This is a genomic window from Olsenella sp. Marseille-P4559 (assembly GCF_900605015.1).
In the GTDB taxonomy this organism is placed as follows: Bacteria; Actinomycetota; Coriobacteriia; order Coriobacteriales; family Atopobiaceae; genus Tractidigestivibacter.
On sequence record NZ_LR027573.1, the window covers coordinates 634,843 to 656,904 of the forward strand.

Genomic DNA, 22,062 nt, shown 5'->3' on the forward strand with positions numbered 1-22,062 from the left:
TGCACTTTGGAATCCGAGACCATGGCGCCCACTCCCTTCGCGCCGGCGAGCCCATTCCTCGCATCCCGACTGCGCGCGGCCATGAGGAACGGGCGGGGTGCCCGGGAAGTCGACGCACCCCGCCCACGCATGAGCCAGCCGGCGCTTGCTGACGAGAGGCATTACTCCACCTCAGTAACGTACGGGGAGTGGGAGATTGGCTCGCGCTCGCGTTTCCGCTGGTCAGAGGTTTGCGGAAACTGCTCCTTCCGAGACTGGGTCTCATACTGGTACGAATCATACTCAGGCTCGTACCGGGACCGCTACATCCTCTTCGCGCGCACCTCCTTGAGGATGCCCTTCTTGAACTGCGCCCGCGAGCCGAAGAACTTCTCGTCGGTTGACGTGGTCTGCTTGTCGCGGTACCTGAGGGCGGCGAGTTCGACCGTGCAGATGTAGTCCGCCGCCTGCCCGAGGCGGTAGTCGGCGGGCGACGCCTTGCGGAAGATGACCGCGTTCCTGGAGAGCGCGTAGTCCGCTGCCTCGTGAATCGCGCGGGCGATCGAACGCTGGCCGTCGTCGTAGTAGACCTTGATATTGTCGAAGCCCTGCAGGTAGACCATGTTGTCGAACATGAACTCCACGAGCGCACGGCGCATGCCGACTGTCACGTCGTCCGGCGTAGTGAAGCCCTTGGTGTCGAGCGTCAGGCACGCGTGCCGGATGGGAAGGTGGCGGAAGAAGACGCGGAAAGACGACAGCAGGCGCTTCCTCGTCTCCTCGTCCATGCCCTCGTAGGCCTTCTTGCGGTAGAGCAGTGGGGTCGTGTGCACCGGGATGTCCGGCAGGCCCCTCTCGCGCAGCGACCGCTCGTAGAGCGCAATCTCGCTGTCGAGCGAGTTGCCCTGCTCGTGTAGGACGAGGGCGAGGATGTAGTATGGGGCGTCCAGGCCATCGCTTCCAGATTCGTCGATGAAGATGCTGAGCTCTCTCAAAACCGCTCCCAAAACGAAAAGAGCCGGGGAAAACGTCCCCGGCACTTGGTAGCCCTCCGCTTGCGCGGCAGTAGCCAATCACTTTATACCACGGGCGGGCGGCGCTGTCGAGGGGTCGCCATCCACCCACACGGTCAGAACCTGACTTCCGCAGCAGTTTTCAGAAAACATTACCTCTGACCTGCAGGCATGTCTTAATCTCCGTGATTATTCTGCATGTGGCATTTCCCACCTGGCAGCCTTGGCCGGGCAGCGCCCGGGTTTCAATGCCGGGGACAGGACAGGCTCGAGGGCCTCTCCCCGTAAGGACGCACTAATAAGTGCCGCACTTTGGAATCCGAGACCATGGCGCCCACTCCCTTCGCGCCGGCGAGCCCATTCCTCGCATCCCGACTGCGCGCGGCCATGAGGAACGGGCGGGGTGCCCGGGAAGTCGACGCACCCCGCCCACGCATGAGCCAGCCGGCGCTTGCTGACGAGAGGCACTACTCCACCTTGAGGGTGAAGCCCTTCCCCTCTTCCTTCTTGACGCCGATAACCATAACCGCCACAAGCGCACAGACGAACGCGACGATACCGGAGACAACCAGGCCAACGAAGCCAGTGTCGATGCCAGCGGGGTTGATGAAGCTCGGGAAGCCAAGCGGGCCGGAGGCACCGAAGGAGTACAGCTTGGCACCAAAGAGGCCTGCAATGGCACCGCCGACACCAGCGGAGACAAACGTCGCCCACATGGCCTTGGGACGTGGGATGAGCAGGCCGTACAGAGCAGGCTCGTTCACGCCGAAGATAGAGGAGATCAAAGCGGGAACATTGACATCCGCATTCTCCTGTCCACTCCTCGTGCGGACGATGATGGCGATGCAGGCACCCACGATGGCGCAGCCGCCTGCATAGACCAGCGGGTTAATCGGGTCGTAGCCATAGGTGGCCACGTCGAGGAACCAGAGCGGGATGATGCCCCAGTGCAGGCCGAACATGACCAGCAAGCTCCAGAAGGTGCCGATAACGAAGCCGGCGATGGCAGGCTGGAAGTTGATGAGTGCCATGATGATTGCGGCAACGATGTTGGACAGAATGGTAGTGACAGGGCCGATGATAACGAGACCGGCAATGCCGCAAACGAACAGGGTGATGATGTTAGCCAGGAACGACGCGACCAGCGCAGGCAGGGCGCCCATGAGCCACTTGTGGAACTTTGCCGCTACCCACACGATGAAGATCGCCGGGATGATGGTGCTGGAATATGCCTGCATGACCAGGGGAATTCCAAAGATGTCATCGTATACTTTGGACTCGAAGATTGTGCCGGCGCCAATCGTGTAGAGCGGGTCCACACCGGTGAGCGCGACGAGCGTCGGATACACGAGAATGCCACCGAGCGCCATGCCCATAACGGGTTTGAGTCCGAACTTCTTGGCGGAAGTCCACCCGATGATAAGCGGGAAGTAGTAGAACGCCGAGTCACCGATGGCGGAGAGCACCATATAGGTGGAGCTGTCATTTGCAAGCCACCCCGCGACGGCGGTGAGGGCAAGGAGCGACTTGATGAAGCCGCCGGCCATCAGGACGCCCAACACCGGCTGCAGGATCTCGGAGATCACCCCCAGCAGGCGCGTGAAGGGGTCCTTCTTCTTGCCCCTTGCGAGGTCCTTCTCGGTATCTGGGTTGTCCTGGACCTCGGCATTCTCCTGGAAGCCGCCAACCTGAACAAGGTCCTGGTATATGGCGTCCACCGTGGCGCCAACCACGACCTGGTACTGGCCGCCGGCCTGAATCACGTCGATGACGCCCTTGGTCGCCCTAAGATCCTCGGTGTCGGCCTTGGACTCGTCCTTCAGGTGGAAGCGCAGGCGTGTGATGCAGTGGCTCACGTCCTTGACGTTGTCCCTACCGCCAACCTCTCGATAATGGTCTCGCAGAGAGCCTGGTACCTCATCGTTCCCTCCTCATTGAGAAGCGCATGCTGTTCGGTTGTCTTGTGGTCGATTGGTTGTGGCTCCCGTAGTCGACGTTTGGGAGGATCGCCTTTGGACCCTTGACGAAGTGCCTTGTGGTGGGTCTTGCCTCTCTCCCACCCTCTGAGTACAAGTCTACGAAGCTATTTATTCCACAGCAATTCTGTATTTACCTTGATTTATTCCGTTATTGCATCCTGAATGACTAGGGGCAACCCTAGATGCCACCCAGAAGCTTGGAGGCCTGCACGAACTTGTCGCAGATGCGCTCAGCTCGCCCTTGGGAACCTCGGTGTGAGCCGTCTCAAACGACAAGCCGTACTCCCATGAGGGCAGGAAGTACTCGTGGTACCCATTGGTGTAGCCAAACACCAAACCCTGTACCGGGCACTCCTCGCGCATGCGAATGCCAAAGTCGCCCCCAAACTCGCTGGGGAACACGAACAGGTGAAACCCTCCAAGAGAGATGACCTCACAGCGCAAGTCCAGATGAAAGTCATCATGCGCGACGGTGTGGTACATGGTCTGCACCACCATGCGGTCGAGGGGCACCTGCGTGATGGGTTCTATGCGGGCGATGGCCTCCGCCAAGCCCTTCCTCCAGCGCGCGAGCGGCCTCTCCCGCAATGTCGCCAGACACGGCATGCAACCCATCGCTGCTTGCAGATCCACAGAGCACCGAGGGCTGCACGTCTGCCGAGAAGAGCGTGGCAACAACGCCCCCATCGCTCGCATCGCGCGCCACGAGTGCTCGCACCCCGTGGTCAGAAAAGCCGTTTGGATCGCGGCCCAGCCACCAACCGGCAGGTGTCTCCACGTCGCGGTTGACGTTGGCCGTGGTGGGCGCCGCACCCCAGCCGAGCGTGACCTCGCGCAACGATGCGGTTGCATGCCTCACAGCAGCGGTCACTGCCAGCCCGTACGCATCACGCAGCCTTAGGTTGCGTCCGCGCTGGGCATCATCCGCAAGGTGAGAGGGTGCTCGCACGTGTGGGGCGCTAAACGTGTGGGACACGCACACCCACAGATGCGGTCCCGTGCAGCCGGAGGCCGTCGTTGCTGCGGCGCGCAGAGAGGTCATCAGGTCCGGCGCGATGGACGTTGCGTCCGGCACCACGATGCACACTCGCTGCGCACCGTCCCCGAGCACCGCATCCAGCACCAACGCACGTGCACAGAGGGAGTCACGCACCGAGCCGAACCCGTCGAACGGAAGGATCCCGTCCAGGTCCACCACAGCCTTGCCCCCACCAGCCAGCAGCATGCTCTTCTCTCCTTCAATCGTATGGCAGGATGGACGCATTCTACCCGCCGATGCCGTAAAGCTCCTGAGCGTTGCCGGCCAGCACCAGCTCTTTGTCAACCTCGGATATGTCCAGGCCGCGCACGAACGAGGGCCCATCCAGCAACCACTCGCGCCGCACGGGATAGGACGTGCCGAACACCACGCGATCGGCGCCCATGACCCTGATTGCGCACTCCAGGGCATCCCTGCCCCAAGGCTGGGCATGTGACATCTCGAAGTACACGTGACTGCGCAGACGCTCGGCCAGCTCGCCATCGTCCGTCTTGAAGCGCTCGACGGCATCCTTTCGCTTACTCGCGTGGGGTAGCAGCATCTGCTGGATGGCGAAGAAGCCACCACCCAGCATGGAGTGCACCATGCGCAGATGCGGGTATCGCTCGAAGAAGTCGGAGAAAAGCTCCCTGCCCACCGCCGTGGTCTGGTCCACACAGCGCCCGTATGAGCGACGAAGGTTGTTGTAGCCCAACAGCGACTCCGCATGCACCGGCACCGGCACATGGTGGACATACACCGTGGCCCCCAGCGTGTCCAACTTGCTGAACAGCGGAGAGAACATCTTGTCATCCAGGTAGTGGTTGCCGTAGTGGGCACACAGCTGCACTCCGCCAAAGCCCAGCTCCCCTAGGCAGCGGTCTATCTCGGCATCTACGCGAGGCCCTCCCGTGGCCGCACACTACTGCCAGCGGAACGAGCCTGCCGCCGGACTCGCGTGCATAGCGCGCCATGCCGTCATTGAAGAGCTGGCACGTCTCGAGCGACATCCACTCGTTGCAGCCCGGGACCTTCAATACGGCAGCATCCACGCCCGCCTCATCCATATCGGCGAGCATGCGCTCGAGAACGTAGTCCCCCTGCGCGTAGTTCAGGCTGGGGGCTCGGCCAGGCCATCGGTGCCGTCACGGACGCCACGCACGGCATGACCCTCTCCGCCGTGAGCCTCCCCTACCATCGCCTGGTCATGCCCTACGGTGTGGAGAAGTTCGCGCGCTTTGCCCGTGTGGTGTGGAACGTGGATGACGCCGGCAGGACCGAGCGCGAGGTCGCCGAGGCCGGCCTTCTCGCCATGAGCGCATGGATGGACCAGATCGGCGTGGTCAAGCACGCCCGTGAGCTGGGCCTCACCGAGGGGAACATCCCCGCGGCGGTCAAGGCCACCTTCATCCTGGACGGCGGCTACCACAGGCTCGAGCCCCAGGAGGTCGAACGGATCTTCCGTGAGAGCCTGTAGGGAAGCATCGCACGCGGAAGGAGACCAGCCATATGAAGTCAAGGGCTCCCGCCCAGTTTTCTTGAGGCGAGGCTCATCAAGCGTCAGCAAGCAGGGCATGACATTGCACCTTGAAAGCCGAATGCTTCTGGAGAGGCTCCGGCCTACCTGCTGGGATCGTAGGCGACCTAGTCCCTCATGATGGCGAAGACGATGTGGCAGAGCTTTCTTGCCACCGCCGTCACGGCCACCCTGTGGGGCGTACGCTCGGACCCCTTCTTGTCGTAGAAGGCCTTGAGACCAGGGTCGTATTGCCTTGTCCCGTTGGCAGCAAGCCAGAGCGCCCGTCTGAGGTATGGCGAGCCATGCTTGGTGATGGGGCCTCCGCCCGAGTCGAACTTCCCGGACTGCCCACCGAGGAGTCGAGTCCCGCGTACTTCGCGAGGGAGGGTGCCTCCGAACCGCGAGACATCGCCGACTCCCGAGGCGGCCTGGGCCCATGATGTGGGAGACGCCGGGATGGTGGGGATGAGGGGCTCCCGTATGGGCCTCTCGACCTTGGCGCACCCCCACTCGAGGAAGTTCTTGAAGGACATGGGCCTGCCAAGCTCCTCGCCATGCTCGTCCACGGCCCCTGTCGCGCGGTCCGCCTTCGCGACGTCCACACCTGCGTACGGCATCGAGAGTCTCCCATCGTCTCCTTTCTGGCGGAAGGCCTGCCCGCGTCACCCGGGACCGCAACCCCCTGGAGGAGATCCGAGGTGGCCGTCCGGGTTCCTCATCCAGCTAATCCGCGGCCAAACCCGGGTGGGTCAGGATGCCGTTCTCCTCTTGCCGGAACCGGCCTGATTGCCCGAGACGAGCACCCCCATGAAACGCCGGGCTCCAAGCGGACGGATGGCGACGGCGAGCGGCGGCAGGCAACCTGCGGATACGCCGTCCTGTGCCACAACATGCAACGAACATGTCAGTTGATGAATGAATCATGAATGAGACATATCATGAAGCCAAGCGTCCGGCCGTGCGCTGGACAAGGAGGGCCGAGGCAGGGCCGAAGACGCTTGAATGGGAAAGCAGGCATGATGGCGGGAGAGGGAAGCCAAAGGGATGGGCTCGGGCAGGGCACGCCGCACCTGGACAGCATGCCGCGCCGTGGCTTCAGGGTGCATCTCGAAGAGTACCGCCCCCTTGCCAGCACCGCAGAGAGCAACATCGTGGAGTTTCTCCTGTCGCATCCCAAGGATGCGGTCGGGATATCCACCCACCGTCTGGCCGAGCTGACCTATACCTCGCCCTCGACCGTGGTGCGTCTGGCGCGCAAGCTCGGATTCGCCGGCTATCGCGACCTACAGCAGGCGCTTGTCTACGATCTGGCGGTAGCCGAACGCAGCGCGAGCGTCATCTCGGAGGGAGCGCTGCAGGGAGATTCGGTCCAGGCCATCATCAACAAGGTCGCAGCCCGCAACATCGCCACCCTCGAGCTGACGCGCGATGGGCTCGATCCGGCCGCGATCGAGCGTGCTGTGGACCTTCTGGTTGGCGCCCGCCATATCTGCCTCTACGGCATCGGCGCCTCGCTCCTCGTTGCCCATGACCTGCAACTGAAGTTGCTACGCCTCGATGTCTCCTGCGACCTGTCGGACGACCTGCATTCGCAGATGCTCTACGCCCGGAACACGAAGCCGCATGACCTTGCGGTCGTGGTCAGCTACTCGGGGATGACAGAGGACGTGCTGCACTGCGTGCGCATCGCGAAGGGAAATGGGGCGACCATCATCTCGATCACCCGCGGCAGCTTCGGCTCCCCGCTCGTAGCGCTCTCCGACGTGGTGCTCGGCGTGGCCGCGACCGAGCTTGTCGTCAGGAGCGGTGCCATGTCATCGAGGATTGCGCAGCTCAACGTCGTGGACGTGCTGTTCACCGCCTATGTGGACAGGACCTACGAGACCAGCATCGAGCGCCTTTCCACGAACTGGATCGGGAAGGGGCAGGGCCCTGGCGGCGTGCCGGATGAGAGGCCTGGCGAGGGGAGAGGGGGAGAAAGATAATCGATCTGATGAAGCTGTCGACCGAAGGGCGCAACCCTTCGACCATGCATCTGGACGAGATGAGCCCACGCGAGCTGGTGGGGGCGATGAATGTCGAGGACCACAAGGTCGCCGATGCGGTCGGCGAGGTCCTAGACGAGGTTGCCCAGGCCATCGAGTGGGGCATCGCCTCTGTCAGGGCCGGTGGCAGGATCGTCTACTTCGGGGCGGGGACCTCGGGCAGGCTCGGGGTGCTCGATGCAGTCGAGTGCCCGCCGACCTTTGGCGTCTCGCCTGATGTCGTGGTGGGCCTCATCGCCGGAGGGGAAGGCGCCTTCGTGCGGGCCGTCGAGGGCGCAGAGGATTCATTGACCCTCTGCGGCGAGGAGCTCGACGCGATCGGCCTTTCGGAGCGCGATCTGGCCATCGGCATCGCTGCAAGCGGCCGCACCCCCTATGCAATCGGCGGACTCAGGCATGCCAGGGAGCTCGGCTGCCACACGGTCGCGATAGCCTGCAACCGGCACTCAAAGATCGGCGAGGTGGCAGACCTGGCGATCGAGCCCTGCTGCGGTCCCGAGGTGCTCTGCGGCTCAACGCGCCTCAAGGCCGGCACAGCCCAGAAGATGGTGCTAAACATGATCTCGACCGGCGTGATGGTGGGGCTCGGGAAGGCCTACGAGAACCTGATGGTGGACGTGAGGCAGTCCAACGAGAAGCTCGTGGCCCGTGCCCAGAACATCGTGATGGCAGCATGCGGCTGCACCCGAGCCGAGGCGGCTGCGGCACTGGCTGCCGGGGGCGGCTCTGCCAAGCGCGCCATCGTTGCCCTCAAGGTGCCCTGCTCGGCCGAGGAGGCCGCGTCACGCCTCGAGAGGGCTGCAGGCCGGGTGCGCGAGGCCTGCGCACCCGGCAGATAGCGGTGTTCCGCGGATGGCAGGGCGCATCCGTCAGACATAATGCATGGACGGGAACGAGAGAAGGAGCAAGCATGAGCATGGACTACGGAAAGGTCGCCCAGAGCATCCTCGATGCGGTCGGCGGCAAAACGAACGTCGTGAGCAACATGGCGTGCATGACGAGGGTGAGGATCAAGGTCCATGATCCCTCCAGAGTCGACGAGGCTGCCATCAGGCAGATCAAAGGCGTGATGGGTCTGGTCGCGGATGGGGACCACTACGAAATCGTCCTCGGGCCGGGCACGGTGAACAAGGTGCTCGAGCCCCTGTCGAAGCTTACCGGCATTAGGCCTGACGATGTGACCAACGAGGTGCTCATCACGGCTGCTGCCAACAAGACTACCCAGAAGGCAAAGCACGACAAGCCGGTCCAACGCTTCCTGAAGAAGATTGCGAACATCTTCGTGCCGCTGCTGCCAGGCATCATCGCTGCCGGCCTCATCAACGGCATCGCCAACGTCATCAACGTCTCGAGCGGCGATGCCTTTACAGGCGTCTGGTGGTACCAGTGCATCCGCACCATGGGCTGGGCTCTCTTCCTGTACCTGCCGCTCTTTGTCGGCATGAATGCCAGCAAGGAGTTCGGCGGATCGGGCATCCTCGGCGCCATGGCAGGTGCCCTGTCCATCGCGAATGCCGCCATGCCGCTTCTGGCCAAGTCGAAGGATGGTGCGGTCCTCGTGAGCCTGCCGCTGGCCCTCCCGGTGCCCTCGTTCGCCGATGGTGCCTTCGCGGTCAGCTTCTCGACGGTCTACAACCCCGCTGCAGGCGGCCTTCTGGGTGCCCTTATCTGCGGCATCTTCTTTGCCTGGCTTGAGAAGAAGTTTCACAAGGCGATGCCGAGCATGCTCGATACCTTCCTGACGCCGCTCTTCACGGTCTGCATCGGCGCAGTGGCGTCTGTCCTTGTGCTGCAGCCGCTCGGCGCCTTCCTGACCCAGGCCATCTTCGTGATCCTGTTCTTCTTCTACAACACCCTCGGCGTCTTCGGTGCCTACCTACTCTCCGCCATCTTCCTGCCGCTCGTGTCGGTCGGCCTGCACCAGGCCCTGACGCCAATCCACGCAATGCTCAACGATCCTGCCGGCCCTTCGGCAGGCGTGAACTACCTGCTCCCGATCTTGATGATGGCAGGCGGCGGCCAGGTCGGCGCAGGCATCGCCCTCTATGTCAAGACCAGGAACGAGCGCGTCAGGACCTACCTGCGCGAGTCCATCCCGGTCGGCATCCTCGGCGTCGGCGAGCCGCTGATGTATGCCGTGACCCTGCCCCTCGGCAAGCCCTTCGTGACGGCCTGCCTCGGTGCCGGCGTCGGCGGCGTCCTCGCCTGGCTCTTCCACCTCGGCACGGTCTCCCAGGGCGTCTCGGGCCTCTTCGGGCTCCTGATCGTGGTGCCAGGCACCCAGCTCTACTATGTGATCGCGATGCTCGCCGCCTATGCGGCAGGCTTTGCCTTCACCTGCTTCTTCGGTGTGGACGAGGCCCGCATCGACGATGTCTTCGGCACGGAGGCATAAGGCGCGAGGCTCATGGTCTTCCTGGAGCCTGCAGGACCGGTGCCGCAGGCTCCATTTGGGCAGGAGCCCCAGAGACCAGCTATCAGGGAGGACTCAATGGAAACTGGCATATCCATCTACCTCTCTCAGGATCCAGAGGCGCAGGCAGCGCTCGTCGAGCGCTCTGGCACCGCAGGCGTCCGCTATGCCTTCACGTCGCTCCATATCCCCGAAGAGGCGGGTGTCGACTATAGGACCCGCGCACGGCAGCTGCTCGCGCTCTGCCATGGCCACGGCATCGCCCTCATTGCCGACATTGCGCCGGCGACCCTGAAGAAGCTGGGCTGCGAGAACTTTGAAGAGCTGCGGCGGCTCGGCGTCGAGTATGTGCGCCTGGATGACGGGTTCGACGCCACGCGGACGGTGGAGCTCTCCGGCATCTTCCATGTGGTCTTCAATGCCTCCACGATCTCTGAGACAGACATCGTGGCCTGGAGGGCAGCCGATGCCGACTTCTCCCGCTTCGCTGCCTGCCACAACTTCTATCCCAAGCCGCTCACGGGCCTTGCGGTCGAGGATGTTGCCGCCATGAATGCCCGCCTCAAGGCTCTGGGGTTCCAGGTCATGGGGTTCGTTCCCGGCGACCGCGACCTCAGAGGCCCGCTCCATGAGGGGCTGCCGACAGTCGAGGCACATCGGGGAGACACCGGGGGAAAGCTGGCCCTCGACATGCTCGAGCTCGGAGATGCGGGCTGCGATGTGGTCCTTCTGGGCGACCCGGGCGCCTCGCCGGAGCTCTGGCGGCGCATGGCAGAGATCTCGTCGGGATGCCTCAGCCTGCATGCCGAGCTCGACGCTCCCTTCCGGCATCTCTTCGGCCGCATCCAGCACGAGAGGCCCGATTCCTCGCCCTGGATCGTGCGTTCGCAGGAGTCGAGGCTCTGGGACGACGTACCCGAACCGCCGTCTCCCCAAGAGCATCCCGGTGCCGTAGCGCAGCCCGGCGACATCCTCATGAGCACGACGGCCTACGGCCGCTATGCCGGTGAGCTCGAGATCGCACGCAAGCGCTTCCCCCTCGACGGGCGCGACATCAAAGTCGGGCAGGTGGTGGCGACAGGCCTCCCCTTCCTTCCCCACGTCAAGAGAGGCGCGGGCTTCCGCTTCGTGGAGGTCTGAGATGGGGATGGCAGCATGCTGACAGGGCGGGCAGACCCTCACGGATCTGCCCGCCCGTTTTGTGTTGGCTTGCAAAGGCTACATCTTGAGGGCGCTGTGCAGCTGCGTTGCGATGTTCTCGACCGCCGGACCGTAGATGACATGGACGTGGGTGTCGGACATCCTCTTAACGCCCAGAGAGCCCGACCTCTTGAGCATGTCCTCGTCGATCAGCGACATGTCCCTCACGTCGACCCGGAGACGCGTGATGCAGTTGTTGATGCTGACGATGTTGTCTGTGCCGCCAAGGCCCTCGACGATATAGGCAAGCTGCGGCGTCATGACCCCCTCGGCGATCTCCGCCCTCTCGGCGGCCTCGGCCGAGTCGTCCGACGCGTCGATCACGACGTGCCTCGCCGTAAGGTACCTGTAGAACACGAAGTAGTAGGCGAAGAAGTACGCGGCACCAAGGGGTATGACCATGTACCAGCGGGAACCAGGCTGCAGCACGCCCCAGATGAAGAAGTCGATGACGCCGCCGCCCGTACCGCCAATCGAGACGCCCAGCATATGCGTGAGCATGAAGGAGAGGCCCGCCATCACGGAGTGGAAGGCATAGAGCACCGGTGCCGCGAAGAGGAACGAGAACTCAAGCGGCTCGGTGATGCCGGAAACGAACGCCGTCACCGCACCGGCGACGACGAGTGCCTTGACGCCGTCGCGCCTGCTCTCAGGCGCGGAGCGGATGATGGCGAGAGCCGCAGCGGGAAGGCCAAAGAGCATGAATGCGAACTTGCCTTCCGCGAGGTAGCGGGTGTAGTCAGACAACGCCGCCGTGCCCATGCCATCAACGTACTGATAGAAGATATTGAGGCAGCCCTCGGTCCCATTGAGCACACCGCCGATGGAGGTCGTGCGGAAGAGCTGGTTGATGATGTGATGGAGGCCGGTCGGGATGAGGCCGCGCTCCGCCAGACCAAAGAGGAAGACGCCCAGGTTCCCGAGGCTTGCGATGGCCGTGCCAAGAGCCGTGATGGCGACCGAGAGGGGCAGCCAGACGAACGGCGAGAGAATGCCCAGGATGAGCATTGCGGCGAACACGACGATTGCCACAGAGCGTTTCCCGCCGTAGAAGGAGATGGCAACGGGAAGCTTCGTGTCGATGAAACGGTCGTGCAGCGCAGCCGTGAGACAGCCGACGACAATGCCCCCGAAGGCGGACATGTTCGGCGTACCCTCGACTCCAAGCACGCCCGCCGTATCGAGCGAGCCGAAATCGACGAGGCCGCTCTTGACCATTGCCGCGCCGGCGGCGATGAACGTGTAGTAGCCGACGAAGCCCGCGAAGGCGGCTATCTCCTTGTCCTTCCGGGCGAGCCCTAGTGCAAGGCAGACGGCAAACAGCACGGGGATCTGTGCATAGACCGCGTTCGCCACCGATTTGACCGTGGCGAAGACGAACCCAACCGGTGCCGTCGGCGCGAAGGCCGGCACTGCGGCAATGACCGCATCCTTCGTCAGGGCGCTCATAACTCCCAGAAGCAGGCCGACCGCCGAAAGCGCCGCAATCGGCAGCATCAGGCTCTGCCCCAGCTTAGAGAGGTAGTCCATGACCTTGCCCCTCCGTCTTGTATCTCCCATGCTCTCCCCTTATCGCAGATGTTCCCGTCACAGAAAGCCGCCACATCGCGGCAGACGAGCCATACGGCCTGCGTCGGCCGCAATTGCCCTCAGCCCGACGCAGGTCGCTTTGCACGCTTCCGATGGCCCTCGACGCTACTTGAGCTCCGGCCAAAGGCCCTTGTTCTCCTCAATCAGGACATCGAGGATCTCGCGTGCCTTCTTCGTGTCGTTCACGAGGCGGTTCAGCGTCATTGCCTCGAGCGCCTTCTGGTAGCTGCGTTCGAAGTACGCGTCCACGAGCAGTTTCTCGCAGGAGACCTGCTGGACGAGAAGGCCGAGGTAGAACTGCGGGATGTTGCCGACGCCCATCGGACGGGGGCCGTTGGCGGTGAGCTCGGCGACGACCTCGACCATCGCGTCGTCCTGCATGTTGTTGATGAGGCCGTTGTTTTCGGTGATGATGATGTAGCGACGGCCCGTGTTGTGGGCGATGGCGGACGCCACCTCTATCATCATCTCGGCGTGAGCGTCAGAGTGGATGTCGACTATGCCCTTCGTCGTGCCGGCATCGATGCAGCGGTGGCTCTCGCCGAACGCACGCTTCTCGCGTCCTTCGATGACCTCGTCGGCGCGGGTCTTGTTGTCGGCGGCCAGGCGTTCCTCATTCAGGTGCTGGAACTTGTAGAGCGGATAGAGATAGTACTGGTCGTATGTGTTCGGCAGGAACTCGGGGTAGTCCTCCATCATCATCTGCACGTTGCCATACGTCTCGAGCCAGGAGGGATCCCGCTGCTCCGCGTCCTGCGGAAGGAATCCCCTCTCATGCACGAGCTTGCGAATCCTGGGCATGAGGTCCTCGCCCGTCGGCTTGTAGTACATGTGGGTGAACCAGCCGTAGTGGTTGAGGCCAAAGTAGACGGGCTCGAGATCGTTCCAGTCCACGCCAAGCAAACGGCTGGTGGAACGCACGACATTCTCGGGCTGATCGCAGATGTTCAGAATCCTCTTGTCATCAGGGAACTCGCGACGCAGCGCCTCTGCCACGATGGCGGCAGGGTTCGAGTAGTTCAGGCACCACGCCTCTGGGGAATACCGGCGGATGGCATGGATGGCGTGAATCATGTCGCCGATGGAGCGCATGCCGTAGGCCATGCCGCCGGCACCGACCGTCTCCTGGCCGATGATGCCGTGGTCGAAGCAGGAATGCTCGTCTGACCAGCGGCCCTCGAGCCCGCCCGAGCGCATCTGCATGAAGATGAAGTCCATGCCCGCGTACGCGGTCTCCTCGTCAGTGGTGTGGCAGATCTCCGCATCCGGGTACATCTCGCGGAAGAGAATCTCTCCGAACTTTCCCACCGGCTCCTGGCGCGGGCCGTTGGTGTCGAAGAGAACGAGCCTTGCGAGGGGAAAGTCCTTCTGGAGCCTCACGAAGCTCTTGAGGAAGCCCGGCGTATAGGTACTGCCGCCTCCGACGATACATACGTTGTAACGCTTCTCTCCCATTGCGCCCACCTCTCCGGTCGGAGCGGGCAGGAATGGGCCCTCCCGCCGACCTTTTAATAAAACGCAGGTACGATAAGGCATTTCCTTCTCTTTCCTGCTCTCGGCAAGAAAGATACCGCCTGTGGGATTCCAAGGGACGGCCGAGGTCGGTTACAGAAACTCATGCCATAATTTGTCACATGTTTCAAATTCTGGAACGCTCCCGAGCAAGTCGTTTGCCAGAGGAGGCGCGTAGCTTGACCGACACAGCGTCCAGCTTCACGCCATCGGAGCTTGCCGTCCTTCGCTGCATCCAGGCCCATGGCGGAAGGGTCGCCGACCTCAGCGCAAGGGAGCTCGCGAGGGAGGCGGGATGCTCGGCCGCGACCGTAGTCAGGCTCTCCCGCAAGCTCGGCTATTCGGGCTACGCGGAGTATCGATTCGCGCTCATGCGACGAAAGCGCCCGTCGGTCACCGCGACCGGGCTACCCGAGCGCGACATCCTCGCGGAGATCGCCGCGGTTGCGCATCTCAACCAGGCCAGGATGATAGAGCGCGCCGCGGACCTGCTTGCCGAGCGCGAAGCCGTCATCCTCGTCGGAGGGGGCCTCACGCATACCGCGCTCGAGTATCTCCACCACTACCTCTTCTCGGCATCCTGCCCTACCATCTGCATGCCGAACGACGAGCTGTCATTCGATGCCATCGCAAGTGCGCCGTCAGACGCCGTCGTGCTCTGCGCGAGCGTCTCTGGCGCCGGATCCACCCTTGACCTGGCACGCAAGGCCCACAACCGTGGCTTGTTCGTCATAGGCATCACCAGCTCGCTCACAAGCGACCTCATTACGTTCTGCGACATCCACCTCATGGCGACAAGCGCACCAAGGACCAACCCGCGCATCGCCTCGCGCCTCGGCATCATTGCGGTCATCGACGAAATCGCCCGCACCTATACCCATCGCCATCTCCATGGACAGGTGGTTGCCGAGGAGGCCCACGAATGATCGAGACGTTCCGGGACGACATCCTTTCGACGCTTACGCCGGGAGAGCTTGACTTCCTCTATTTTGCAGAACTGCACCTGGGGGAGATCGCCGGGTGGGGCATCGAGGAGGCCGCCGGCGCAAGCTATGCCTCCACCGCCGTCATCGAGCGCGCCTGCAAGAAGCTTCGCCTCTCTGGCTATGCCGAGCTGCGCTTCCTTGTCAAAAGCGAGCTTGAGGGACGCACGCTCTCCGCACAGGACGGCGTCTCCGACTATGGGGCCGAGGCGGCGCAGGACGCCCTTCTGCGAGAGGCGAGCCTCACGTTCCGGAATGCGCCGCCCCCTCCGCTGTCACAGGCCGCCGCCATTGTCTGGCAGGCACGCAGCCTCGTCATCTTTGGAAGGGGGCTCTCGGAATTCCCTGCGGAATACCTCTCTGAATACCTGACGCGCATCGGCAGGCCCTGCCGGCGCTATCTAGACCCACCCTTCGCCTACCGCGACGCCTCCGCCTTCACAGAGCGGGACGCCATGGTCATCTTTTCTTCCGGAGGCAGGACCATACCCGTGGTAAAGGCCGCGGCCATCGCAAGGAAAAACAAGGCGAGCGTCATCGGCATCTGCTCGGACCGGGAAAGCCCCCTCTGGAAGATGGCGGGCATCGCGCTCCATGCCGCATCGGACCGGCTCACCATCAGCCAGATCGACCTCAACTCCCGCTTCACCGAGTTTGCCATAGCCGATGCGCTTGTCGACGAGCTGCTCCGCAGGAGGGCAGACGGCTCGTCTGCGCCCGGCCCGAGTTAGCAATTCGGCTCTACGCCCTCATGACGTCAATCCAGCCCTTCAGATGGGCGACAAACTTGTCGTAGGTCATCAAGGGATCCGGTTCTTCGACAACACCGTTTTCCAAATCGACAACTGCAACCCATACGGCCTGGTAGACTCTCTCGCGAAGCAATCTTTTGCCTAGGATGGTGAATCGCTCGACATAAGATGAGTCTTCGAACTCCTTGTCAAACGCATAGCGTGACTTCGCGCCAATCTTTGATGGTCTTGTGCTCTCGGGGGTCTTGCGAACCAGCAGTACATAGCCGAAGTTGGGAGGAAGGTCATTCGGCTCGAGGAGGTGGTTGTGAGTAGCGTAGTCCACATCGGAAGCACTCCCCAGGGCCTCCTCCGCCCGGTTGTTTGCGTTGTTCCCAAAGCTGCTGCTGATGCTTTTCAGTTCGATTGCTGCGACAAGGACCCCATCCTCGAACGCGGTGATATCCCACTTCTTGGAGGGGCGGAACCATCCGGGAAGGGTCACGTTAACGTCATCGAGGAAGATGTCGTTCCGGTTATAGCCCACCTGCTCCATGTCCTCGGCGATTTTCATTGCTAGAGGCGCGATGTGTCTCCCACTTTGCGTCCCCTTAATCACCGCGTAGTTCACGCAGTCGAGAACCGCGTCCTTCACGTCATCACGCATGGATGGCCCCCAGCCCGTACGCTCGTCGGCTTGCATTGTTTGCACGAACACGGTCTCCGGCGGCGAACGCCTCGGTCAGCTCGTGCTTTGTGTCGTCGTCAACCTCATCGGCCCGGGGAATGTGCACCATTCGCAGGTACTGAGCCTGGAAGCGCAACGTCGACCCACGCATCTTCACCCCGAAGGCGTCCACGTAACCCTCGACGAGGTCGCTCATCATGAGGCCGCCGAGCGCCCGAACATCCCACTCTGTCGACGTCATCCAATAGCAGTTGTGGTGGGGATAGCGCGAACCGTCACTGTACACGGGGTCTGATTTCGCCGCCATATCGGGGAAGAGAAGCATCTCCTTCCCCAAAAGGTTGTGGTCTGGCTTGTCGAGCGTCCGGTACCACGAGTCGGGATGGTCCCTCGCAACCCTGCGATGTCTGAGCCTCTCCTCGTTCTCCTCAAAGTATCTCTTCAGCCTCGGGAAGTCATCAAGGTCTACGAGGGTTCCGTCATCGTTCCATGGATTCACGAGGCACTTCTTTACGTCACGCCTGCCAGCGCGCCAGTCACGCATGAAGAAGAGGGGCATCATGCGATCATGCTCTACAAGATTGGGGTCCTCTGTTATGTAGACCTCATCGCATCCCGAGGCGATGCCGATGCCCAGCCTGATGCCCGCATCTTCCAAGGTCGGAAATTTACTGGCCAGGTCATCAAGCACTTTGAGACGCTCGGGCGGCGCCAAGGGTATTGACGACGCCCCCGAAAGGGGGGGCAGGGTTCCAGCGGAGGCATTAGTCAAACCAGCCAAGCCACCCTCTCCAAGCAGCCATGCTTTTGCAGCCGAGGTATCATCCCGAGAGAACTGAGCCTCGCAGTCCATGTATCGGATTGCCCTTCCAGCCCCTCTTTTGAGTAGGGAAATAGCCGGATAGGCGGCGACCTCATCCTCGAAGGCATCAACGCCATGCATCCGGACGTGGGCATCGAGGCTAAAGCCCTTCGAGACGAACGAACGAAGACGGGATCCGTATCGATTCTGGAGCCAGCGGTCCGCACAGATGAAGCAGAGGGATCCGTCTTCCGTCAGCGCACTAAGCCCCTTCTCGAAGAAACCGACGTAGAGATCAGACCCCATCGTGCAGCACGAGAGCCTTTGCGCATAGAGTTCGCGTCGTTCCTTCGGAATCAAAGTCGCCCGAACGTAGGGCGGGTTCCCAACCACCCAGCGCGCCGAAGGTGCGTCGGAGAGGAGGAAGTCTCCTTCTGACACCCAGACATCCGCGAGGCCCTTCGACTGCTCCGAAGCGAGACCATAGCCTTCGAGAACATCGCGAACGGCACGCCTGCTCTTGTCCACGGATACAGGGTCGAGGTCATAAGCGCGGATGCATCCCTCTAAGGTGCCAATGGACAGTCTGCCCTCGCGGCTCGCGCTTTCACAGAGACGCTCCGTCATGCACCGTAAGAATGCGCCATCGCCACACGAAGGTTCTATTGCGCAGTAGGATGCAAGGCTTCGCTCCGAGGTGTAGCCAGCAATATCCAAAACAAAATCGGCGACCCAATCTTTTGTAAAGACCACGCCTGGACTTGACAGCACCTCTACCTTCCTCCGAATACGAAGCGAGCCATCTTTGCCATGGGAACCATCATACCCGTGGCCCGCAGCAAGATTTTGGCTGAATCAGTGTTCGGGCGCGAGAAGCCCACAGAGGCTATCTTGGGTGTATCTGCCTGCATGAATATCATTCATTGGGCACATGTGACGGACAAGCAGAGAAGAACAAGGCGAGCGTCATCGGCGTCTGCCCGGACCGGGAAAGCCCCCTCTGGAAGATGGCGAGGGGTGCGCTCCATGCTGCATCGGACCGGCTCAGCATCAGCTAGATTGATCTCAATTCCCGCTTCACCGAGTTTGCCGTAGCCGATGCACTTGTCGACGAGCTGCTTCGCAAGAAGGCAGACAGCTCGTCTCCCGGCAATGGTTGATTGGCTATGGCATCCTAGGCCAGGTTGCGCTCGATGGAGCCGTCCAGGAATCCCATCTCGTCTGCACTCAGCTCGAGTGTAGAGGCAGCACTGTTCTCGTGCGCCCTCCTAGGCGAGGAGCATCCCACAAGCGCCGTCGTGACGAATTCCTTCTGCATGGTCCAGGCAAGGGCCACCCGAGAGACCGGACATCCATGCTTTGCTGCTACGGAGTCCATATCCTGGAGCAGCCTCTGCACTTTCGAGAACAGGGGCTCCTTGAAGGCGGTATAGAACGTGTAGCGGATATCCTTCTCCTCGAAGTGCGGAAGCATCCTGAAGGCACCCGAGAGGATACCTCCGCCAAGCGTTCCGTAGGTCAGGGTTGCAAGGCCTCTCTCGTGTGCCCACTTCATGACCGTCTCATATGCTCTGTCCACCATGGAATACCTGAGCTCAACCGCATCGATTTTTGCATAGCGCATGCATTCCTCAAGCTGCGGGATGCTAACGTTGCTGACACCGATATGGGAGATTTTCCCTTCCTCCAGGAGCCGGTTCAGCGTATCCATGGTCTCTGCCACAGGAACCTTGTCATCTGGGTAGTGCATGAGGTAGAGGTCGATATGGTCGGTCTGGAGCCTCTCGAGCGATTCCTCGATCTCTCGCAGGATATCTTCCCTGCTATCGTCAATCACTCTCGCCCCGGTCTTGGCATCGCAGTAGTCGCCGAACTTCGTGACGAGAAATGCCTTCTCGCGGTAGCCGTCCTGAAGCGCCTTTCCGACCAGCTTCTCTGCAGAACCGCCCATTCCATAGACAGGTGCCGTATCAATCACATTGACGCCTTCGTCGAGAAGCGCCCTCAAGGTTTTGATGGAGCGTTCCTCTTCGGTCTCGCCGAAGACGAGGCCATAGGCATTCCTGCCACCCATGGCCCAGGTGCCAGCTCCCAAGACAGAAAGCTTTTCTCCGATACTCTTGCCAGTTCTATAGCGCATAGAAAGCTCCAATACAGTGATGAGACGCCACAAGGCGCTGCTACACTTCGTTGAATCTCGTGCGCTCTCTGCCGATGTCGCTATCAACATCCTGCCCAACGACCAGGTCTCCACCGATGAGCTCCAGCGTGGTGCCTGCATCTGAAGCTTCTATAGCTTCGCTCACTTTTCCATCAGGGTCGTAGTCCATCACCATGGCATCGAAATCAGCAATGTCACCGAATTTGACAAAGCGTGGAGCTCTGACCTTCGAGGCATCCATCAGCATGATCCGGTCTCTTGCTTGTGCCAGGAAGCTGCGCTTCACTTCGGCGTTGCCCATAAATTCTGTCGTAAAGCCTTTGCCGGGAGTGAAAGCATCCGTCGCCAGAATGGCCTTATCCACGAATATCTCTGACAGATTCCTCAGCGTCATCATGCCAGTGATATAGCGGTGGTTCTTTCTCAGGTGGCCGCCGAGGCAGATGACATCAGCATGGGGAAGGTTTGAGTCGGCATATGTCGCTATGGAAAGGTCGCTTGTCACGATGGTGATATCGCGCTTGTCGGCAAGGGCACGCACAAATTCAAAGGTCGTCGTACCAGTATCGACCATCAAAGACTCGCCATCAGATATAAGCCCAGCCGCTTTGGAGGCAATCGCACGCTTGGCAGCTGAATTGACATTCATGCGCTGGTCCGGATAAGAAATCGTGATAGTTCGCATAATTGATACGGCGCCGCCACGTGTCCTGCGGAGCTTGCCTGCATCCTCGAGCTTCTTCAGGTCGCTCCTGACGGTCACTTCCGACACATCAAACTCCCTGCAAAGATCAGCGACGAGAACCGTGGATTTATGCTCAAGCTCTTCCATGATTCTGGCCCGCCGTTCATCGGCTAGCATTTTGTCCTGCTGACGGCTCATCAGGATACCTCCATAGCATCGAGCCCCTATCGGCTCAGATTATCGCGCATATCACTTGAACCACTCATCGCAATAATCCGGATGAAAGGTATACTCGGTCGTCGTATCCATTGCGTCGAGAGCCGCCATCGCCTCGTCGCCAAGCGAGAAATCGAAAATTTCCGCGTCCGACTTGACTCGCTCTGGATGAATGGATTTCGGCAGGGGCAGGAACCCTTTCTGAAGGGACCACCTGACACATATTTGGCCAATATCTTTGCCTTGACGACCAGCGATGTCTTTCAGCTGCTGGCTCGAGAAGGCCCTGCCTCTCATAAGGGGTGCCCAAGCCTCAAGCTGTATATTGCGTTCCCGGCAGTACTGCACCGCTTCGCGCTGCTGATATGACGGATTGAGCTCTAACTGATCGACCATCGGCAAGATGTCTGCCTTCTGGGCCAATGCGTCGAGATGATGGGGCAAGAAGTTGCTGACGCCAATTGCACGTATAGCTCCATCCGAATAGAGCTTCTCGAACGCTCTCCAGGTGTCCCAGATTCTTTCATGCCAACTATCCCGATACCCCGGGCAGATAGGCCAATGAATCAGGTAGAGATCAAGATAGTCTGTCTCGAGCCATTTGCAGCTGCGCTCAAACGCTGCAAGAGTCTCTTCGTAGCCCTGGTCATCGTTCCAGAGCTTGCTCGTAATGAAGAGATCGCCGCGGGAAATGCCGCTTTCCGCCACAGCCTGTCCAACCATCTCCTCGTTGTGATACGAAGTGGCAGTATCGATATGCCGAAACCCGAGAGACAGAGCGGCAAGCACTGCACCCTTTCCCGTCTCATCGGCTGGCATCTTGTAGGTTCCGTATCCAATGCACGGGATGCGGACGCCGTTGGAGAGCGTGTAGGTATCGTTCTTGTCCTTCAGATCAATCATCTGCACACACCTTCCTGAACAGCTCGAATGCATTGGTTACTTCACCAGGTCCTATTCCGCCCTCACGCATGTCGCACAGCTCTTCAACGGCTTTCTTGGCCGTCTTAACCGGCACCGCTGAGTCAGCATGTTCGAAGGTGGATTCATCTCCAAAGGCAATCACATAATGAATTGGCACCTCATCGCCCAGGGTCTTCCTCAGAAACTGCTTCTGCTGCGCAACCAAAGCCAAGGGCGAAGGCATTCGCACCGTTTTTCCCTGCCGCGTTACCTTCCAGTTGCCATTGCCGACTGCAGAGACGACATCGCCGCTGTATGGCATCAAACAGATTGAGATAAAGCCATGCTCGCTGAATACCGTCACGAAATCCGCCAGCTTTGCACCCTTCTTGCCAACCGCCGCGTTGTAGACGATGCGATGACTTCCGACCTTGCTCTTCAAGTATGAAGACGTCGAAAGATCGTGCTGGAATCTCATGTGCCAGAAGTACTCAAGAAAGCTGGAAAACAGCTCCTGATATATGGTCCCCCTGTACGAGGGCCATAGCTGGATGCCTTGAGCAGCAATGAGCGCAACCAGCACTGCCACGAGGGCAGCCAAGACAGTCGAATCCATCGGATTCCT

General features: G+C 61.1%; 21 protein-coding genes. 7 read left to right on the forward strand and 14 right to left on the reverse strand.

Going from position 1 to position 22,062, the window contains the following annotated elements; all coding sequences use genetic code 11:
* Positions 1 to 302: 302 nt before the first annotated feature.
* The 5 genes from E0E00_RS02815 to E0E00_RS02835 form a co-directional block, all read right to left on the reverse strand.
* On the reverse strand, positions 303 to 974 hold the full coding sequence (locus tag E0E00_RS02815; RefSeq protein WP_130811077.1) for a DUF3800 domain-containing protein: 672 nt from the start codon (positions 972 to 974) through the stop codon (positions 303 to 305).
* Positions 975 to 1,459: 485 nt separating this feature from the next.
* Positions 1,460 to 2,896 carry a PTS transporter subunit EIIC gene (locus E0E00_RS02820; protein WP_130811078.1) on the reverse strand — a complete coding sequence of 479 codons (1,437 nt, stop codon included), beginning with the start codon at positions 2,894 to 2,896 and terminating at the stop codon, positions 1,460 to 1,462.
* Between the two features lie 183 nt (positions 2,897 to 3,079).
* Entirely contained in the window at positions 3,080 to 3,454 is a 375-nt protein-coding gene (locus tag E0E00_RS02825; protein WP_207302624.1) for a hypothetical protein, read from the reverse strand.
* A complete protein-coding gene (locus E0E00_RS02830) occupies positions 3,432 to 4,196 on the reverse strand; it encodes a hypothetical protein (RefSeq protein ID WP_130811080.1) in 765 nt (254 codons plus the stop codon). Before E0E00_RS02830 ends, E0E00_RS02825 begins: the two co-directional genes overlap by 23 nt.
* A 40-nt stretch (positions 4,197 to 4,236) precedes the next feature.
* Positions 4,237 to 4,839: an amidohydrolase family protein gene (locus E0E00_RS02835; protein WP_242622106.1), complete on the reverse strand. Its 603-nt coding sequence runs from the start codon at positions 4,837 to 4,839 to the stop codon at positions 4,237 to 4,239.
* A gap of 315 nt (positions 4,840 to 5,154) precedes the next feature.
* Here E0E00_RS02835 and E0E00_RS02840 point away from each other — a divergent pair, with 315 nt between their 5' ends.
* Positions 5,155 to 5,466: an iron-containing alcohol dehydrogenase gene (locus E0E00_RS02840; RefSeq protein WP_130811082.1), complete on the forward strand. Its 312-nt coding sequence runs from the start codon at positions 5,155 to 5,157 to the stop codon at positions 5,464 to 5,466.
* Positions 5,467 to 5,633: 167 nt separating this feature from the next.
* Here the strand turns inward: E0E00_RS02840 and E0E00_RS02845 are convergent, their stop codons facing one another.
* Positions 5,634 to 6,125, reverse strand: coding sequence for a transposase (locus E0E00_RS02845; RefSeq protein ID WP_130811083.1), 492 nt, complete (start codon positions 6,123 to 6,125; stop codon positions 5,634 to 5,636).
* A gap of 399 nt (positions 6,126 to 6,524) precedes the next feature.
* Between E0E00_RS02845 and E0E00_RS02850 the strand changes: the two genes are divergently transcribed.
* From E0E00_RS02850 to E0E00_RS02865, 4 genes are all read left to right on the forward strand, one after another.
* Positions 6,525 to 7,493: a MurR/RpiR family transcriptional regulator gene (locus E0E00_RS02850; RefSeq protein ID WP_207302625.1), complete on the forward strand. Its 969-nt coding sequence runs from the start codon at positions 6,525 to 6,527 to the stop codon at positions 7,491 to 7,493.
* On the forward strand, positions 7,490 to 8,392 hold the full coding sequence (murQ, locus tag E0E00_RS02855) for an N-acetylmuramic acid 6-phosphate etherase (RefSeq protein WP_130811085.1): 903 nt from the start codon (positions 7,490 to 7,492) through the stop codon (positions 8,390 to 8,392). Before E0E00_RS02850 ends, murQ begins: the two co-directional genes overlap by 4 nt.
* Before the next feature lie 71 nt (positions 8,393 to 8,463).
* Positions 8,464 to 9,948 (forward strand): PTS transporter subunit EIIC, encoded by a 1,485-nt coding sequence (locus tag E0E00_RS02860; protein ID WP_371683366.1) that lies wholly within the window; start codon positions 8,464 to 8,466, stop codon positions 9,946 to 9,948.
* Between the two features lie 96 nt (positions 9,949 to 10,044).
* A complete protein-coding gene (locus tag E0E00_RS02865; protein WP_130811086.1) occupies positions 10,045 to 11,106 on the forward strand; it encodes a MupG family TIM beta-alpha barrel fold protein in 1,062 nt (353 codons plus the stop codon).
* A 78-nt stretch (positions 11,107 to 11,184) separates the two neighbouring features.
* On the opposite strand, the gene E0E00_RS02870 is transcribed toward E0E00_RS02865, so the two are convergent.
* Positions 11,185 to 12,726 carry a PTS transporter subunit EIIC gene (locus E0E00_RS02870; RefSeq protein ID WP_207302626.1) on the reverse strand — a complete coding sequence of 514 codons (1,542 nt, stop codon included), beginning with the start codon at positions 12,724 to 12,726 and terminating at the stop codon, positions 11,185 to 11,187.
* 135 nt (positions 12,727 to 12,861) lie between these two features.
* On the reverse strand, positions 12,862 to 14,211 hold the full coding sequence (locus E0E00_RS02875) for a 6-phospho-alpha-glucosidase (protein ID WP_130811087.1): 1,350 nt from the start codon (positions 14,209 to 14,211) through the stop codon (positions 12,862 to 12,864).
* Positions 14,212 to 14,447: 236 nt separating this feature from the next.
* Between E0E00_RS02875 and E0E00_RS02880 the strand changes: the two genes are divergently transcribed.
* Positions 14,448 to 15,194: a MurR/RpiR family transcriptional regulator gene (locus tag E0E00_RS02880; RefSeq protein WP_165443523.1), complete on the forward strand. Its 747-nt coding sequence runs from the start codon at positions 14,448 to 14,450 to the stop codon at positions 15,192 to 15,194.
* Positions 15,191 to 15,982 (forward strand): MurR/RpiR family transcriptional regulator, encoded by a 792-nt coding sequence (locus E0E00_RS02885; protein ID WP_130811089.1) that lies wholly within the window; start codon positions 15,191 to 15,193, stop codon positions 15,980 to 15,982. Before E0E00_RS02880 ends, E0E00_RS02885 begins: the two co-directional genes overlap by 4 nt.
* A 10-nt stretch (positions 15,983 to 15,992) precedes the next feature.
* Here the strand turns inward: E0E00_RS02885 and E0E00_RS02890 are convergent, their stop codons facing one another.
* From E0E00_RS02890 to E0E00_RS02915, 6 genes are all read right to left on the reverse strand, one after another.
* Positions 15,993 to 16,649, reverse strand: a complete 657-nt coding sequence (locus tag E0E00_RS02890) for a PaeR7I family type II restriction endonuclease (protein ID WP_165443524.1) — start codon at positions 16,647 to 16,649, stop codon at positions 15,993 to 15,995.
* On the reverse strand, positions 16,642 to 18,099 hold the full coding sequence (locus E0E00_RS02895) for an Eco57I restriction-modification methylase domain-containing protein (RefSeq protein WP_130811091.1): 1,458 nt from the start codon (positions 18,097 to 18,099) through the stop codon (positions 16,642 to 16,644). Before E0E00_RS02895 ends, E0E00_RS02890 begins: the two co-directional genes overlap by 8 nt.
* Positions 18,100 to 18,646: 547 nt before the next feature.
* The gene (locus tag E0E00_RS02900) at positions 18,647 to 19,612 is read right to left on the reverse strand and encodes an aldo/keto reductase (protein ID WP_130811092.1); all 966 of its coding nucleotides are present in this window, start codon (positions 19,610 to 19,612) and stop codon (positions 18,647 to 18,649) included.
* Between the two features lie 40 nt (positions 19,613 to 19,652).
* On the reverse strand, positions 19,653 to 20,516 hold the full coding sequence (locus E0E00_RS02905; protein WP_130811093.1) for a DeoR/GlpR family DNA-binding transcription regulator: 864 nt from the start codon (positions 20,514 to 20,516) through the stop codon (positions 19,653 to 19,655).
* Between the two features lie 51 nt (positions 20,517 to 20,567).
* Positions 20,568 to 21,437: an aldo/keto reductase gene (locus E0E00_RS02910; RefSeq protein ID WP_130811094.1), complete on the reverse strand. Its 870-nt coding sequence runs from the start codon at positions 21,435 to 21,437 to the stop codon at positions 20,568 to 20,570.
* A complete protein-coding gene (locus E0E00_RS02915) occupies positions 21,430 to 22,053 on the reverse strand; it encodes an NERD domain-containing protein (protein ID WP_130811095.1) in 624 nt (207 codons plus the stop codon). The genes E0E00_RS02910 and E0E00_RS02915 overlap by 8 nt, the downstream gene beginning before the upstream one ends.
* Between the last annotated feature and the right edge of the window lie 9 nt (positions 22,054 to 22,062).